Origin of the sequence: Cellulomonas alba (assembly GCF_030362835.1) — a bacterium.
GTDB lineage: Bacteria > Actinomycetota > Actinomycetes > Actinomycetales > Cellulomonadaceae > Cellulomonas > Cellulomonas alba.
On the sequence record NZ_JAUCGQ010000001.1, the window covers coordinates 305,734 to 321,927 of the forward strand.

The 16,194-nt window shown below is 73.9% G+C and carries 16 protein-coding genes; 6 read left to right on the top strand and 10 right to left on the bottom strand.

Going from position 1 to position 16,194, the window contains the following annotated elements; translation table 11 throughout:
- Positions 1 to 68: 68 nt before the first annotated feature.
- On the top strand, positions 69 to 2,540 hold the full coding sequence (locus QRT04_RS01420) for a DNA gyrase/topoisomerase IV subunit A (protein WP_289453098.1): 2,472 nt from the start codon (positions 69 to 71) through the stop codon (positions 2,538 to 2,540).
- 13 nt (positions 2,541 to 2,553) lie between these two features.
- On the opposite strand, the gene QRT04_RS01425 is transcribed toward QRT04_RS01420, so the two are convergent.
- Together QRT04_RS01425 and QRT04_RS01430 are read right to left on the bottom strand one after the other, a co-directional pair.
- Positions 2,554 to 3,315, bottom strand: a complete 762-nt coding sequence (locus tag QRT04_RS01425) for a lysoplasmalogenase (protein ID WP_289453099.1) — start codon at positions 3,313 to 3,315, stop codon at positions 2,554 to 2,556.
- A gap of 140 nt (positions 3,316 to 3,455) precedes the next feature.
- On the bottom strand, positions 3,456 to 4,481 hold the full coding sequence (locus tag QRT04_RS01430; protein WP_289453100.1) for a GNAT family N-acetyltransferase: 1,026 nt from the start codon (positions 4,479 to 4,481) through the stop codon (positions 3,456 to 3,458).
- 158 nt (positions 4,482 to 4,639) lie between these two features.
- On the opposite strand from QRT04_RS01430, the gene pcp reads away from it, so the two are divergent.
- Entirely contained in the window at positions 4,640 to 5,287 is a 648-nt protein-coding gene (pcp, locus tag QRT04_RS01435) for a pyroglutamyl-peptidase I (protein ID WP_289453101.1), read from the top strand.
- A 58-nt stretch (positions 5,288 to 5,345) separates the two neighbouring features.
- Here the strand turns inward: pcp and QRT04_RS01440 are convergent, their stop codons facing one another.
- Positions 5,346 to 7,475 (bottom strand): DNA gyrase/topoisomerase IV subunit B, encoded by a 2,130-nt coding sequence (locus QRT04_RS01440; RefSeq protein WP_289453102.1) that lies wholly within the window; start codon positions 7,473 to 7,475, stop codon positions 5,346 to 5,348.
- A 117-nt stretch (positions 7,476 to 7,592) separates the two neighbouring features.
- Between QRT04_RS01440 and QRT04_RS01445 the strand changes: the two genes are divergently transcribed.
- On the top strand, positions 7,593 to 7,847 hold the full coding sequence (locus QRT04_RS01445; RefSeq protein ID WP_289453103.1) for a DUF7455 domain-containing protein: 255 nt from the start codon (positions 7,593 to 7,595) through the stop codon (positions 7,845 to 7,847).
- 84 nt (positions 7,848 to 7,931) lie between these two features.
- Here the strand turns inward: QRT04_RS01445 and QRT04_RS01450 are convergent, their stop codons facing one another.
- The 6 genes from QRT04_RS01450 to QRT04_RS01475 all read right to left on the bottom strand — a co-directional run bounded on the left by QRT04_RS01450 (position 7,932) and on the right by QRT04_RS01475 (position 12,659).
- Positions 7,932 to 8,435 carry an SRPBCC domain-containing protein gene (locus QRT04_RS01450; RefSeq protein ID WP_289453104.1) on the bottom strand — a complete coding sequence of 168 codons (504 nt, stop codon included), beginning with the start codon at positions 8,433 to 8,435 and terminating at the stop codon, positions 7,932 to 7,934.
- On the bottom strand, positions 8,416 to 8,769 hold the full coding sequence (locus QRT04_RS01455; protein ID WP_289453105.1) for an ArsR/SmtB family transcription factor: 354 nt from the start codon (positions 8,767 to 8,769) through the stop codon (positions 8,416 to 8,418). Before QRT04_RS01455 ends, QRT04_RS01450 begins: the two co-directional genes overlap by 20 nt.
- Positions 8,766 to 9,125, bottom strand: a complete 360-nt coding sequence (locus QRT04_RS01460; RefSeq protein WP_289453107.1) for a VOC family protein — start codon at positions 9,123 to 9,125, stop codon at positions 8,766 to 8,768. The genes QRT04_RS01455 and QRT04_RS01460 overlap by 4 nt, the downstream gene beginning before the upstream one ends.
- A 144-nt stretch (positions 9,126 to 9,269) precedes the next feature.
- A complete protein-coding gene (locus QRT04_RS01465) occupies positions 9,270 to 10,841 on the bottom strand; it encodes an RNA polymerase sigma factor (protein ID WP_289453108.1) in 1,572 nt (523 codons plus the stop codon).
- Positions 10,842 to 11,018: 177 nt separating this feature from the next.
- A complete protein-coding gene (locus QRT04_RS01470) occupies positions 11,019 to 11,411 on the bottom strand; it encodes a universal stress protein (protein WP_289453109.1) in 393 nt (130 codons plus the stop codon).
- Between the two features lie 96 nt (positions 11,412 to 11,507).
- Complete coding sequence (locus QRT04_RS01475) at positions 11,508 to 12,659, bottom strand: DUF4192 family protein (RefSeq protein WP_289453110.1); 1,152 nt, start codon at positions 12,657 to 12,659, stop codon at positions 11,508 to 11,510.
- Positions 12,660 to 12,773: 114 nt separating this feature from the next.
- Here QRT04_RS01475 and QRT04_RS01480 point away from each other — a divergent pair, with 114 nt between their 5' ends.
- Both QRT04_RS01480 and QRT04_RS01485 read left to right on the top strand, forming a co-directional pair.
- Entirely contained in the window at positions 12,774 to 13,301 is a 528-nt protein-coding gene (locus QRT04_RS01480; protein WP_289453111.1) for a hypothetical protein, read from the top strand.
- A gap of 9 nt (positions 13,302 to 13,310) precedes the next feature.
- Positions 13,311 to 14,432, top strand: a complete 1,122-nt coding sequence (locus QRT04_RS01485; RefSeq protein ID WP_326522447.1) for a polyprenyl synthetase family protein — start codon at positions 13,311 to 13,313, stop codon at positions 14,430 to 14,432.
- Between the two features lie 33 nt (positions 14,433 to 14,465).
- On the opposite strand, the gene QRT04_RS01490 is transcribed toward QRT04_RS01485, so the two are convergent.
- A complete protein-coding gene (locus tag QRT04_RS01490; protein WP_289453112.1) occupies positions 14,466 to 14,876 on the bottom strand; it encodes an Rv2175c family DNA-binding protein in 411 nt (136 codons plus the stop codon).
- A gap of 142 nt (positions 14,877 to 15,018) precedes the next feature.
- Here QRT04_RS01490 and QRT04_RS01495 point away from each other — a divergent pair, with 142 nt between their 5' ends.
- A complete protein-coding gene (locus QRT04_RS01495; RefSeq protein ID WP_289453113.1) occupies positions 15,019 to 16,176 on the top strand; it encodes a lytic transglycosylase domain-containing protein in 1,158 nt (385 codons plus the stop codon).
- Positions 16,177 to 16,194 lie beyond the last annotated feature (18 nt).

The window sequence follows — 16,194 nt, forward strand, 5'->3', positions numbered from 1 at the left end:
CACGGGCCACGGCCGACGGCACGCGAGAATGGGGCCGCACCACCGCCGCACCGAGGAGAGCACCCCGCATGGCGCGTCGCCCCGCGACCCCGAACCTCCCGCCCGAGGACCTCGTCGAGAAGATCGTCGACATCGACGTCGCCACCGAGATGGAGGGCTCGTACCTCGAGTACGCGTACTCGGTCATCTACAGCCGCGCGCTGCCCGACGCGCGCGACGGACTCAAGCCCGTGCAGCGCCGCATCCTCTTCCAGATGTCGGAGATGGGGCTGCGCCCCGACCGGCCGTACGTGAAGTCGGCGCGCGTCGTCGGCGAGGTCATGGGCAAGCTCCACCCGCACGGCGACGCGGCGATCTACGACGCGATGGTGCGCCTCGCGCAGCCGTTCAGCCTGCGCCTGCCGCTCGTGGACGGCCACGGCAACTTCGGCTCGCTCGACGACGGTCCCGCGGCACCGCGGTACACCGAGGCCCGCATGGCGCCCGCGTCGCTCGCCATGACGGCGAACCTCGACGAGGACACCGTCGACTTCGTGCCGAACTACGACAACCAGCTGACGCAGCCCGAGGTGCTGCCCGCCGCGATCCCGAACCTCCTGGTCAACGGCGCAGCCGGCATCGCGGTCGGCATGGCCACCAACATGGCGCCGCACAACCTCGTCGAGGTCGTCGCGGCCGCGCGGCACCTCGTCATGCACCCCGAGGCGACCCTCGAGGACCTCATGCGGTTCGTCCCGGGCCCGGACCTGCCGACGGGCGGCAAGATCGTCGGCCTCGACGGCGTCCGCGACGCGTACCGGACCGGCCGGGGTGCGTTCCGCACGCGCGCCACCGCGCGCATCGAGAACGTCACGCCCAAGCGGCGCGGGATCGTCGTCACGGAGCTGCCCTACATGGTCGGGCCCGAGAAGGTCATCGAGAAGATCAAGGAGGGCGTGCAGTCCCGCAAGCTCTCCGGGATCTCGGGCGCGACCGACCTGACGGACCACCAGCACGGCCTGCGCCTCGTCATCGAGGTCAAGACGGGCTTCGACCCCGAGGCCGTGCTCGAGCAGCTCTACCGCACGACGCCGCTCGAGGACTCGTTCTCGATCAACAACGTCACGCTCGTCGACGGCCAGCCGCGCACCCTCGGGCTGCGCGAGCTCCTGTCGGTCTGGGTCGAGCACCGGATCGGCGTCGTGCGCCGCCGGTCGCGCCACCGGCTGGCCAAGCGGCGCGAGCGGCTCCACCTGGTCGAGGGCCTGCTCGTCGCGATCCTCGACATCGACGAGGTCATCCAGGTCATCCGGTCCTCCGACGACGCCGACATCGCACGCGGGCGCCTCATGACGGTGTTCGACCTCTCGCAGGCTCAGTCGGAGTACATCCTCGAGCTGCGGCTGCGGCGCCTGACGAAGTTCTCGCGCCTCGAGCTCGAGCGCGAGCAGCAGCAGCTGACCGAGGAGATCGCCGAGCTCGAGGCGATCCTCGCGGACGACCTGCGCCTGCGGACCCTCGTGTCCGACGAGATGGCGGAGGTCGCCGCCACGTACGGCACGCCGCGCCGCACGATCCTGCTCGAGTCCGCCGGCGGCTCCTCGGTGACCGGCGCGCCGGCCGCGGGGCGCTCGGCGGTCGCGCCGCTCGAGATCGCCGACACGCCGTGCTGGGCGCTGCTGTCCGGCACCGGCCTGCTCGCCCGCACCGCGTCGGACGAGCCGCTCGTCCGCGGCGACCGCCGCGCGAAGCACGACGTCCTGGGCTCGCGCGTCGCGACGACCGCGCGCGCCGAGGTCGGCGCCGTCACGAGCCGCGGTCGCATCGTCCGCGTCTCCGTGCTCGACCTGCCTGCGCTGCCGCCGACGGACGGCGCGCCCTCGCTCTCGGGCGGCGTGCCGCTCCGCGAGGTCGTCGCGCTCGAGCCGGGTGAGCGCGTCGTCGCGCTCGCCTCGCTCACCGCCGACGCGCCGACGCTGGCGCTCGCCACCGCGCAGGGCACGGTGAAGCGCGTCGTCTCGGGCGACGTCCCGGGCAACCGCGACGCCTGGGAGGCCATCGCCCTCAAGCCGGGCGACGAGGTCGTCGGCGCCGCGGAGGTCACGGACGACGACGAGCTGGTGCTCGTCAGCTCCGACTCGTCGCTGCTCCACTTCCCCGCGTCGGCGGTCCGTCCGCAGGGCCGCGCGGCCGGGGGCATGGCCGGCATCAAGCTCGCCGCGGGCCAGCGTGTGGTCGCGTTCGGCGCCGTCCCCACCGAGTCGGCCGCCGACGCGCAGGTCGTGACCGTCGCCGGCTCCTCCTCGGCGCTGCCTGGCACGCAGGCCGGTTCGGCCAAGGTGACGCCGTTCGAGACGTACCCCGGCAAGGGCCGCGCGACGGGCGGCGTCCGCTCGCACCGGTTCCTGCGCGGCGAGGACGCACTGATCCTGGCGTGGGTCGGCGTCGGCCCGGCGTGGGCCACCGGCTCCGCGGGTCAGCCCGTCGAGCTGCCCGCGCCCGACCCGCGTCGCGACATGTCAGGCGCCGTGCTGGCGGCACCCGTGCACGCCGTCGGCTGACGCCGGGCCGCGCTCAGACCCAGGCGAGCGCGACCACGTTGTCCGGCACCGCCGGGCGCGCGGCCACGGGCGACGGCACGGCACCGGACCGCGCCCGACGCACGGACCGGTTGGCGTGCACGACGGCTGCGGCGATGAGCCCCTGCCCGACGAGGTAGGTGACCATCACCCAGACGTCCTGGCCCGGCAGGTGCCAGCCCGGCACGAACCGCTCGAGCGCGATCAGCGAGTCGCTCAGCACGAACACCGCGCCGCCGACACCCGCGACCCGCGAGACGCCCGTGGCCAGCACCGCCATCGCGACCAGGCACCCGCCGTACACCGCGACCGGCACGAGCATCGAGCCCGCGTGCGGGGCGCACCACGCGACGAGCCCGACGAGCACCGCGCCGTACCCGACGAGAGCCACGGGCCGGCGGAACGCCACCGACCTGCGCGCGTACGGCGCGAACGCGACCACGTACGAGACCTGCGCGAGCAGGAAGCACCCGACCATCGCGAGGAACGCGGCGTCGCCGTCGAGCAGCGCCGGCAGGCTGTCCCCCAGCCACGACGCCCCGAGCGCCCCCAGCGTCCAGCGCACGAGGTGCCCCCGGGGCCAGCGCGTCGCGCTCACGACGAACGCGGCGAGCGCGGGCATCAGGAGCGCCTGCGAGACGTCGGCGACCGTGGCGGCGCTCGCGACGAGCGCACCGACGTGCACCAGGCTGACGAGCAGGAACGCGGCCGCCCAGCCGCGCGCGACGACGGACAGCTCGAACGGGGCACGCCCCACAGCGACCTCCCTGGACGCCGGACACCGTCGTCCGGCGGACGTGCCGGACCTCGTCGTCCGGCGACCGCGACACCGGGCCACCGCCCGGGCGCAGCGATGCTAACGCTCCGCGCGGCGGCCGCCGCGCACGGCTGCGCGTGTCAGACGTCCAGCACCCACATCGCCGAGCTGCTGGTCCGCGCGTAGCCGAGTCCCTCGTACAGGCCGAACGCGCCGGTCGGGTTCTCGGTGTCGACGCCCAGCTCGGCGGCCTGCATGCCGTCGGCCCGGTAGCGGCGCATCGCGTCCACGAGCAGCGCGCGTGCGACGCCGCGGTGTCGCCATGCCCGCCGCACCCCGAGCGTGCCGGTGTACCCGGCCGGGATCCCGGTCAGCGCCCAGTCCTCCTCGTACCGGTGCGAGAGCTGGTAGCCGATCACGTCGTCGGTCGCCTCGTCGACGACGACCGCGCTCCACGCCGGGACGAACGTGCCCCGACCGGACCGCCACTGCTCGGGCGTGCGCGGCTCGCTGCCCGTGTGGTCGGCGAACGCCTCGTTGTGGGCGAGCCGGGCCTGCTCGTCCCGCTCGGGCGTCCACGTCTCGAGGCGCAGACCACGAGGGAGCGCGGCCGCCGGCAGGTCGCCGTCGAGCATGCGACTCATGTGCGCGTCGAACCGGACGGCGACGAACCCCGCGTGCCGGAGCAGCGCGACGGTCGCGGCGGCCGAGTCGTCGATGTGCTCGACGATCCGAGCCGGCCCGGTGGTCCCCGACTCGACGAGCACCTGCCGTGCCCGCCCGAGCGCCCAGCCGAGCAGCTCCCGCCCCACGCCGCGCCCGCGCCACGAGGGGTCCACGCCCGCCCAGACGAACGCGCGCGTGACGGCGACGTCGCCCGGCGAACGGTTCACCAGGGCGAAGGCACGCGGCGTCCCGTCGGGGTCGAGGCCGACGAGGTCGTCCGCCGCGGCGTCGTGCCACGGCACGCCGAGGTGCTCGGTGAGCTCGGCGTCCGACGTGCGGAACGGCGAGCCGTCACCCTCCTCGACGCGCCGCAGCAGGGCCCCGAGCGAGGCGGGTGGCACGTCGGCCCCGGGGCGCCAGGCGAGGCCCAGCGCGGAGTCGGGCAGGCGCGGGCGGTCAGGGGCGGCGGCGCGCAGGGCGATAGGTCCGAGGTCGGTCACCCGACCACCCTGACGAAGGCGCGTGCCGCAGGCCACCCCATTCCCTGCGCGCCACCCGGTTCCCGCGGCGACACCCGGCGGCGACGCCGCTGAGAGGATGGGCCGTGGACGGTCCATGCGCGGGTGGCGCCCGCGCGCCGGGTCGAGGAGGGAACGACGTGAAGATCCTGGTCACCGGCTTCGACCCGTTCGCGGGCGAGCCGCTGAACCCCTCGTGGGAGGTCGCGCGGCGGCTGCCGGGCACGATCGCCGGCGCCGACGTCGTGGCGATCCAGCTCCCGACGTCGTTCCGCCGGTCGGCGTCCGCCCTGCGCTCCGCCGTCGTCGCGCACGAACCCGACGCCGTCGTGAGCCTCGGGCAGGCGGGCGGGCGGTCCGCCGTGACACCCGAGCGCGTCGCGATCAACGTGGACGACGGCCGCATCCCCGACAACGACGGCGTGCTGCCGATCGATGAGCCGATCGCGCCGGACGGCCCGTCGGCGTACTTCAGCACGCTCCCGGTGAAGGCGATGGTCGCCGCCATGACGGAGGCGGGTGTTCCCGCCGGGGTCTCGAACTCGGCGGGCACGTTCGTGTGCAACCACGTCTTCTACGCCGCACGGCACCTCGTCGAGCGCGAGTTCCCGGGCACGACGGCGGGGTTCGTCCACCTGCCGTACCTGCCGTCGCAGGCGCTCGGCAGGCCGGGCACGCCGTCGCTCAGCCTCGACGCCATGGTCACGGGTCTCGAAGCGGGGCTCGCGGCGATCGTCGCGTACCACGGGCACGACGACGCACGGCTGGTCGGCGGCGCGGCCCACTGAGACGCCGCGGTCCGCCTGAGGCGCGACATCCGCCTGGCCGGACCGTCAGAGGGACGCGTCAGGCGTCGATGCGGCTCCGGTCGAGCGCGTGCGCACCCGCGACGATGAAGTCCTTGCGCGGCGCGACGTCGGCACCCATGAGCAGCTCGAACGCCGCCTCCGCGCGCTCCGCGGCCTCGACGTTCACGCGGCGCAGGGTCCGGAACCGCGGGTCCATCGTGGTCGACGCCAGCTGCTCGGCGTCCATCTCGCCGAGGCCCTTGTAGCGCTGGATGTCGTCCTTGAACCGCCGGCCCGCCTTCGTGAGCCGCGCGAGCGTCGCCGTCAGCTCGGCCTCCGAGTAGGTGTACACGTACTCGTTCTTCTTGCCGCCCCCGTTGACGACCTCGATGCGGTGCAGCGGCGGCACGGCGGCATACACCCGGCCGGCCTCGACGAGCGGGCGCATGTACCGGAAGAACAGCGTGAGCAGCAGCGTCCGGATGTGCGCGCCGTCCACGTCGGCGTCGGTCATCAGGATGACCTTGCCGTAGCGGGCCGCGTCGAGGTCGAACGTGCGGCCCGAGCCGGCGCCGATCACCTGGATGATCGCGGCGCACTCGGCGTTCTTGAGCATGTCGGTGACGGACGCCCGCTGGACGTTGAGGATCTTGCCGCGGATCGGCAGCAGAGCCTGGAAGTCCGAGCTGCGCGCGAGCTTCGCGGTGCCGAGGGCACTGTCGCCCTCGACGATGAACAGCTCGGACCGCTCGACGTCGTCGACGCGGCAGTCGGCGAGCTTGGACGGGAGCGACGACGTCTCGAGCGCGTTCTTGCGGCGCGAGATCTCCTTCTGCTTGCGGGCCGAGAGGCGCGCGCGCATCTCTCCGACGATCTTGTCGAGCAGCAACGAGGTCTGCGCCTTGTGATCGCGCTTGGGCGACGAGAACAGCGCCGCGAGCTCGGTGTCGACGACCTTCGCCACGATGGCGCGCACCGGCGCGGTGCCGAGGACCTCCTTGGTCTGGCCCTCGAACTGCGGCTCGGCAAGGCGGACGGTCACGACGGCGGTGAGGCCGGCGAGCACGTCCTCCTTCTCGATCTTCTCGGTCGCGGCGTCCTTCACGGAGATCTTCAGGCGGCGCGCGTTCGCGTCGACCTGCTTCTTCAGCGTGCGCAGCAGGCCCATCTCGAAGCCCGACATGTGTGTGCCGCCCTTGGGCGTCGAGATGATGTTGACGAACGAGCGGACCTCGGTCTCGTAGCCCGTCCCCCACCGCAGCGCGATGTCGACCTCACACGTGCGCGCGACCTCCTGCGGCGTCATGTGACCGCGCTCGTCGAGCACCGGGACGGTCTCGGTGAACGACCCGCTGCCGGACAGCCGCCACGTGTCGGTGACGGCCGCGTCGGGCGCGAGGAAGTCGACGAAGTCGACCGCGCCACCCGTGTGCACGAAGGTCTCCTCGTGCGGCCCGTCCTCCCCCGGCGTGCCCTTGATGCGCCGCTCGTCGCGCACGACGAGCGCGAGCCCGGGCACCAGGAAGCTGGTCTGGCGCGCGCGCGTCACCAGCTCGTCGTACGAGAAGTGCGCCGACGCGGGGAAGATCTGGCGGTCCGCCCAGTACCGCACGCGCGTCCCGGTGCGAGCCTTGGGCACGCGCCCGACGACCGAGAGCTCGGACCGCGAGACGAAGGGCTCGAACGCCGAGTCCGGGCCGACGCCGCCGCGGTCGTCGAACACGCCCGGCTCGCCCCGGTGGAAGGACATCTTGTGGGTCTTGCCGTCGCGGTCGACCTCGACGTCGAGCCGGGCCGACAGCGCGTTGACGACCGACGCGCCGACGCCGTGCAGGCCGCCCGAGGCACCGTAGGAGCCGCCGCCGAACTTGCCACCCGCGTGGAGCTTGGTGAACACGACCTCGACGCCCGTGAGCCCCGTCTTGGGCTCGACGTCGACGGGGATGCCGCGCGCGTTGTCGCGCACCTCGACCGAGCTGTCGGCGTGCAGCACGACCTCGATCAGGTCGCCGTGGCCCGCGAGAGCCTCGTCGACCGCGTTGTCGATGATCTCCCACAGGCAGTGCATGAGACCGCGGCTGTCCGTGGTCCCGATGTACATGCCGGGGCGCTTGCGGACGGCCTCGAGGCCCTCGAGCACCGACAGGTGCCGGGCCGTGTAGCCGGACTGCGAGGAGGTCGTCGTCACGGCGTCAGGGTAGCCGCCGGGTGGGACACGCCCGGGGAACCGGGCCGTTCGTCACAGACACGTGACGAACCGGTGACGGCTCGCTACGCGCAGAGCGAACCACCCGGCCCAGGTGCGATGAATGTCCGGACGGGATGGTTGTATGGAGGCGTGACCACGACGACGACCGAACCGCTTACCGCGGCCGACCGCTGCGACCGCTGCGGTGCCCAGGCCTACGTCCGCGTCGTCCTGCCCGTGGGTGAGCTCCTCTTCTGCGCGCACCACGCGCGCGAGCACGCGCCGAAGTTCGCGGAGGTCGCCACGCACGTGCACGACGAGACCGATCGCCTGCTCGCCGAGCACGGCGCGGGGGCCGGCGCAGCGAACTGACGCGCCCCGCACACAAACGGCGACGAGGCCCGGACCGGAGACGGTCCGGGCCTCGTCCGTTCGTGCGGGATTCCGGCGGCCGCGTCAGCCCTCGACGTGCCGGGCGAGCTCACCGAGGATGACGCCCCACCCTCGGTGGTACGAGCCGCCCACGTAGCCGTCCGGGTCGATCGACGACGCCGTGCGCTGCTCGGGCGAGAGCCGCTCCCACCCGCGGTGCTCGACGTCGACGCGCGTCAGCGCGGGCCCGAGTGCACGGAACGTCAGCTCCACCTCGGTGGCCACCGGCGTGACGAGCCACGACATGGTGAAGCCGTGCGGCGGGTCCCAGGCGGCCAGCTCGCCCCAGGCGCGGGTCGTCCCGTCGTCCCAGACCTCCTCGACGCGTCCGCCGACCCGCTGCTCCACCCGCAGGTCGCGGACGCGCGCCGACCCGCCGAGCGAGTACGGGTCGACGGGCCACCACGCGCCGAGCTCGCTGACGAACACGTCGAACGTCCGCTCGATCCCTGCGCGGACCGTCGTCGAGCGCCGCACGGGAGGCGTCGCGAGCATGACGACGTCGGGTTCAGGCCAGGGCTCGCTCATCGGCTTCGTTCCCCTCGTCGTCCAGGACGCCGGCGTCCGTCTCGACGAGGCGCCTGGCCACGTCGAGCGCCGACGACCACGTCTCCTCGAGGTAGGCCCGCAGGTCTGCGAGCCCCTCCGGCAGCGCGCGGTAGTAGTTGCGGGTACCGGCGGTGCGGTGCGTGACGAGCCCGGCGTCCTCGAGCACGCGCAGGTGCTGGCTCACGGCGCTGCGCGTGACGTCGAACTGGTCGGCGAGCCGACCCACCGGCACCTCGTCACGCGACAGCAGCCGGAGGATCTCCCGACGGCGCGGCTCCGCCAGGGCGCGGAGCACGTCGTCGGTCGAGGTCATGCCCAGAGTCCTACCGCATTGCCGTCGGGGTCGGCGAGCACCGCGATGGTCCCCGCGTCACCCTGCAACGTCATCGGCTCGAGCAGCGTCGAGCCGCCGAGCTCCTTGGCGTGCGCGAGGGTGGCGTCGAGGTCGTCGACCCGGAAGTACACGAGGACGCCTGGGGGCATCCCGCCCGAACGTGCCGCGCCGATGCCGCCGCCGACCGCCACCGGCTCGGACCCCGTGTCGAGGAGCGTGTACCCGTCGAGGTACTCCGGCTGCTCGGACTTCCAGTCGAACAGCGTCGTGTAGAAGTCCCGCGCGCGTGCGGCGTCGGGGCTGACGATCTCGAACCAGGCGAGCGGACGTCCCATGGTGCACCTCCATCGTCGAAGCGGAGACACCATCGTCAGTCATCACTAACCGTTAGTCAACACTTACCGTATGGCAGACCCGGTGAGACGACGCGAGCCCGGCCCCTCCGTACGGGAGGAGCCGGGCTCGCGGTGGTCCGGAACTCAGTCCAGGTAGTCGCGCAGCACCTGCGAGCGGGACGGGTGGCGCAGCTTCGACATCGTCTTGGACTCGATCTGGCGGATCCGCTCGCGGGTCACGCCGTAGACCTTGCCGATCTCGTCGAGCGTCTTGGGCTGGCCGTCGGTGAGGCCGAACCGCATCGAGACGACGCCCGCCTCGCGCTCGGAGAGCGTGTCGAGCACCTGGTGCAGCTGCTCCTGGAGCAGCGTGAAGCTCACCGCGTCCGCGGGCACGACGGCCTCGGAGTCCTCGATGAGGTCACCGAACTCGCTGTCGCCGTCCTCGCCGAGCGGGGTGTGCAGCGAGATCGGCTCGCGGCCGTACTTCTGCACCTCGACGACCTTCTCCGGCGTCATGTCGAGCTCCTTGGCGAGCTCCTCCGGAGTGGGCTCCCGGCCGAGGTCCTGGAGCATCTGCCGCTGGACACGAGCCAGCTTGTTGATGACCTCGACCATGTGCACCGGGATGCGGATCGTGCGCGCCTGGTCGGCCATCGCACGGGTGATCGCCTGGCGGATCCACCACGTCGCGTACGTCGAGAACTTGTAGCCCTTGGTGTAGTCGAACTTCTCGACCGCGCGGATCAGACCGAGGTTGCCCTCCTGGATCAGGTCCAGGAAGAGCATGCCGCGGCCCGTGTAGCGCTTGGCGAGCGAGACGACGAGGCGCAGGTTCGCCTCGAGCAGGTGGTTCTTGGCGCGGCGGCCGTCCTGCGCGATCCACTCGAGCTCGCGGCGCAGCTTCGGCTCCATGGTGATGCCGGCGTTGAGGCGCTCCTCAGCGAACAGGCCGGCCTCGATCCGCTTGGCGAGCTCGACCTCCTGCTCGGCGTTCAGCAGCGCGACCTTGCCGATCTGCTTGAGGTAGTCCTTCACCGGGTCAGCCGTCGCGCCGGCCGTGACGACCTGCTGGGCCGGGGCGTCGTCGTCGTCGGCGTCCGAGTAGACGAAGCCGGTGTCGTCGTCGCCGGCCTCGGACGCGGGCTTGGCGGCGGTCTCGTCGCCCTCCTCGCCGTCCTCGGTCTCCTCGGCGTCCTCGGTCGCCTCGTCGGTCTCGACCTCCGCCTCGACCTCCTCGACCACCACAGCCTCGTCGTCGATCTCGACCTCGGCGTCCTCGTCCTCGACGTCGACGTCGGCGGCGTCCGCCTCCTTCGCCTTCGCAGCGGTCTTCGGGGCGGCGGCCTTGGCGGCCGCCGCCTTGGGCGCCGCGGCCTTCGTCGCCGGCTTCTTCGCGGCCGGCTTGGCGGGCGCGTCCTCGCCCTCGGTGTCCGGGACCACGGCCTTCGTGGCCGTGCGCGCCTTGGCGGCGGTCGCGGCGACGGCCCGGGCGGGGGCCGGAGCGGCGGCGTCACGCACGACGACGCCGGCGGTGGCCAGCCCACGGACGACCGCGCGCAGGCGCTTGGCGTCCTCGACGCCGGCCTGCTCGCACGCGGCGCGCACCTCGGCGGCGCCGACGCTGCCGTGCGTCCGGCCACGCAGGACGAGCTCCTGGAGAGAGGGGTGCTCGAACTCGCGGGGCAGAGCGGGGTGCGGAGTCTGAAGCGTCACGAACGACCTTTCGGCAGCACGACACCCGGAGGGAGCCGGTGGGTAGGTAGATATTGTACCGACGCCTTCCGCGCGTCCGCGGGAGTTCGGTGGACTCCGGGCACGCCGCAGGGCGCCGCCGGAGGGGATCTCCCCGATCAACGGCCGAGCAGCGCCCAAGATTCCCGGGCGACGGGCTCAGGATGCAGGCTTGACCGTCAGCACCGGGCACGGCGCGTCGAACAGCACACGCTGGGCGTTGGCCCCCAGGATCAGCTTCCCGACCGGGCTCCGGCGACGCAGGCCGATGACGATGAGGTCGGCGGAGAGCTCCTCGGCCGTGGTGATCAGGTCGTCGGCGACGTCGCCTCCGTCGAGCAGCCGGATCTCGTGCTCGATCCCCGCGGCCGAGAGCTCGGCGTCGACACCGGCGAGCTCGTGCTCGAGCCGCGCACGCTCGTCGACGACGTCGTCGGGCCGTGCGCTCACGACCACGACCACCGAGCCGCTCCGCGCCCCTGCCTCGCGGACGGCGGCGTCGAGCGCGGCGCGGCCCTCCGGCGTCGCCAGGTAGCCGACCACGACACCCATCGCAACCCCCTCGGGTCCGTCGCGGCGCACGCTCGTCGGCGCCTGCCGCGACCGTACCGCGGGTCGGCGACCTGGACGACCGCTCGGGACGGGGGCTCAACCGCCCTGCGCGGCGGCCCACCCTGGGGCGATGCCCGCCCCGACCGCCCGGGCGACCAGCCCGGCGAGGCGGTGCGTCGGCTCGTCGTGCAGCGCGCGCTCGAGGAGCTGCCCGGCTCGCGCGCCCTCCCCCCGCCACCACGCGAGCAGCGCGAGCAGGGTCAGCGCCGGCGCCTGCGCGCCCGAGCGGCCGTGCCCGACGACGCCCTCGAGCACGTGCTCGTGGACCGCGGTGGCGCCGACGGGCGGCCGGACGCCGACCGCCGCGTCGACGATCCGGGCCAGCGCCGACCCGACCGCCGCGTCCTCCGGGCTGCCCAGCGAGTCACCGTGCAGCGACCGCTCCGGCAGGTCGCCGGTGCCGGGCACGAGCGAGACGAGCACCGCGTCACGCGTCCGGCGATCGGCGAGCCCGGCCTCGAGCCGCCCCCAGCGCGCGGCGGAGACATCCCCGAGCGCGGTGACGACGCCGTCGCGGAGCTCGTAGCGCGCGACCACGGACCGCCAGGCCTCGAGGGCCTCGAGCCGCCACGCCTGAAGCTCCTCCTCGCCCACGAGCAGCGCCTCCTCGAGCCGCCGCTCCTGCCGCCTCCGCGCCCGCGCGGCGTCGCGACGCTGGTCGCCCGTCGCGCGCGGGATCCGCGCGACGTCCGACCGGTCGTCCGCGACGGCCGACCCGGCGAGCACGTAGTGGGCGCCCACCTGCGTCGCGTCCAGCTCGCGCAGCGGGCGACCACCGGGCGGCGAGCACTCGTCGTCGCCGTCGAGGGCGAGGTAGCCGGTGCGAGTCACGACCCACACAGGCACCTCCCCCAGCGCCGGCTCGGCCGCGGCGCGGAAGTGCTTCGCCGCCTGGTGCGCCGGCCCGTCGGGGACCGGCCGGGGGTCGTCGTCGACGTAGACGACGAGAACCGAGCGCGCTGCGCCGTCCCTGCCCAGGCGCGCCACCAGGAGCCGCGCCACGTGCGGACCCGTACGGGCGTCCGCGAGGTCGGCGAGGTCGACCCGCACGACCAGGCCGACGCGTCCGCGCGACGTCCGCAGGCTGACGGCGACCGCGCTCTTGGCGGCCCGGAAGCCGAGCCGGTGCGGGACGAGGGCGAGGAGCTCGCGCGGCTCGCTGACACGAAGAGTGGGCGTGGTCGTCATGCCCCGACCTCACCGCGTCCGGGACCGCCCCCGACGCCGGGCAGCGCGATCTGTGCGCGACCGTGCCCACAGCCCGATTGTGGGCGGCTCGGCGGCCGGGCCTACCCTGACGCGGTGCCGTCGTCCCGCCGCCACCGCCTCCTCGCGTCCGCCGTCGCGGCGATGACGCTGGCGCTTGCGCTGGGCGCCTGCTCGACGAGTGCGCCCGCCGTCGTCGCGCCCACCGACACGGCGACCGCGCTCGTGGGTCCGAGCCCGTCACCTGGCGAGACGCTGCTCGAGCCGTCCGAGGACAGCCACTCGAAGGTCGGCGGCATCGTCGACGGCTTCCCGACCGACCTCGTGCCCGTCCCGGCCGGCGCGACCGTCCTCGTCTCGTCGGCGGCGCCCGTCGAGGGCACGGAGCTGCTCCAGATCGGACTGAACCTGCGCTCGACGGACGACGCGAAGAAGCTCCTCGCGGAGGTCCGGGCGCCGCTCGTCGCGGCCGGGTTCACCGAGGGTGCGCCGCAGTCCGAGCCGGGCCTCGCGGCGCAGGCGTCGTTCTCGCGGCACGCGGGCGAGATCCTCACCGCGGGGGTGCTCGACCGTGACGGGGTGCGCACCCTCACGCTGGGCGGGACCGTCGACGCCAACCCGTAGGCTGGAGCGGTGATCCCCGACGTCCCCGCCCTGGTCGACGTCGAGGGCGTTCGACCCCGTGTGGACGGGCTGCTCGAGGCATACGTCGGACGACTGCGCCGCGTCCTGGCCGCCACGGGCGGCGACACCGACCGGCTCGCGGACGCGGCGGCGCAGATGCTGTCCGGCGGGAAGCGCCTGCGCGCGGCGTTCTGCTACTGGTCGTGGCGCGCGCACGGCGGGGTGCCGGGCACGCCCGAGGCCGACGCGGTGCTGCGGGTCGGGGCGGCGCTCGAGCTGTTCCAGGCTGCGGCGCTGTTCCACGACGACGTGATGGACGACTCGGACACGCGGCGCGGCTTCCCCGCCGCGCACCGCGAGTTCGCCCGCCTGCACGACGAGCACGGGCTCACCGGCGACGCGGGGCGGTTCGGCGTCGCGGCCGCGATCCTGCTCGGCGACCTCACGCTCGTGGCGAGCGAGGAGGAGTTCTCCGAGGCGCTCGCCGGCGCCCCGGCGGCCCGGGCCCGTGCGGCGCGCATCGTCTTCGACCTCATGCGCACCGAGGTCACCATCGGCCAGTACCTCGACGTCCTGGCACAGGCACTCCCCTGGGGCGCGGACCCGCGCACCGACGAGGAGCGCGCCCGCCAGGTCATCCGCGCGAAGGCCGCGCGCTACAGCGTCGAGCACCCGATCGTGCTCGGCGCCGCGCTCGCCGACGCCGACGAGGCAGAGCTGGCCGGTTGCCGCGAGCTCGGACTGCCGCTGGGCGAGGCGTTCCAGCTCCGCGACGACCTGCTCGGCGTGTTCGGCGACCCCGGCGCCACGGGCAAGCCCGCGGGCGACGACCTGCGCGAGGGCAAGCGGACGGTCCTCGTGGCGCGGGCGCTGGCGCGCGCCTCCGACGGTTCCGACGACGGCACGGCCGACCTGCTGCGGGCGAGCCTCGGCGACCGTGCGCTGACCGACGACGCCGTCGCGCAGCTCGCCGACGCGATCGCCCGCACGGGTGCGCCCGACGACGTCGAGGAGCTCATCGACGAGCTCGCGGGCCGGGCGTTCCGCCTGATCGCCGCGCGCGGGTGGGCCGACCCGGCCGCGTCGCAGCTGGTCGCCCTCGCGCACGCCGCGGTCGACCGGCACGCCTGACGCGCGGGCGCCGGGGTCGCCGGCGTCAGCCCCTCAGAGCTCGGCCTGCGCCCGCCTGCGGACCTCGGTCTTCCGCCCCGCCCGCAGCGCCTCGAGCGGCGTGCCCGGCAGCGACTCGTCCGGCGTGAAGAGCCACGCGATCGCCTCGGCCGTGGAGAAGCCCGCGTCGGACAGGACCGTGAGCGTGCCCTGCAGCGCCGCGAGCACCGTCCACTCGGCCCCGTCCTCCGCGCGGCTCGGGGCGGCCGGGTTGGCGAGGTGTCCCGGCACCAGGAACGCCGCGGGGACGGAGAGCACGGCCGGGTCGCCCCGCCGCACGGCGGCGAGCTTGCCCTCCTGCACGAGACGGCGGACCTTGCCGGCGTCGACACCGAGCCGTTCGGCGACGTCGGGAACGGTCAGCCACTCGTCGACGAGTGCTTCGGGGGTGGTCGCGTCTGTCACCCGACGAGAGTACGGGTGGCCGTCGGCCACCACCGCAATTCGCCCGTGGGGTTTCCCGTCGCGCACGCGTGGGCTACGTTCGCATTCGTCACACCTGTCACATGAGTCACACCAGTCCCAGTCGAACCCTGCGAGGTCCGCGATGCCGAACGCTGCCGCCAGACCCGACGCGCTGCGCCGTGCCGCCACCGGAACCGGTGCCACCATCGCGCTGGCCGCGGTCGCCGTGACGACGAGCGCCGGAGCAGCGCACGCCGCCGACCGGTACACGGTCCGCCCGGGCGACACCGTGAGCCACATCGCCGCGCGCACCGGCACCACGGTCGCCGCGATCAGCCACGCCAACGCGCTGCACGACCCGGGACGCATCCTCGTGGGTCAGGTCCTGACCATCCCGTCGACCGCCGCGCGCACCCCCGCCGCGCACCACGGCCCGACCGTGACGCGCACGCCCGCGACGCACTACGCGGTTCGCGCCGGTGACACGGTCTCGGCGATCGCGAAGCGGCACGGGACGACCGTCGCGGCGGTCGTCAAGGCGAACCACCTCGACCACCGTGCGTTCATCCGCATCGGACAGGTGCTCACGATCCCCGGCAAGGCCGTGACGTCGACCGCGGGCACCCAGGCGCCGGCCGCCCGTCCGACCAGCACGACGACGACCTACACCGTCGTGGCGGGAGACACGCTGACCCGCATCGCCGCGCAGCACCGCACGACCGTGGCCGAGCTCGCCCGGCTGAACCACGTCCGCGCCACCGCGATGATCCGCATCGGGCAGAAGCTGCAGGTCCCGGGCAAGCCGCAGGCCCAGCTGGTCGGCAGCACGTTCGCCGGTCGCACCTACTCGTCCTCGGTCGTCGCCGCCGCGAACGCCAACCTCGCCGCGCTGCGCAGCCAGCATGTCCCGTCGCGCGCAGCCGTCCAGGCGATGGTCGCGTCCACCGCACGGTCGCTCGGCGTCGACCCTGCGCTCGCGCAAGCGATCGCGTACCAGGAGTCCGGGTTCAACGCCGCGGTCGTCTCCCCCGCGAACGCGATCGGCGTCATGCAGGTGATCCCGAGCTCCGGCGAGTGGGCCTCCGAGATGGTCGGCCGCAAGCTCGACCTCCTCGAGCCGCGGGACAACGTGGTCGCGGGCGTCGCGATCCTCCGCGCGCTCGTCCACTCCGCGCCCGACGTGCGCAGCGCGATCGCCGGCTACTACCAGGGCCTGTCGTCCGTCCGGAAGAACGGCATGTTCGCCGACACCCGCCGCTACGTCGCCAACGTGCAGACCCTGATGGTGAAGTTCCGCTGACCAGCCTCCCGAGGCCCG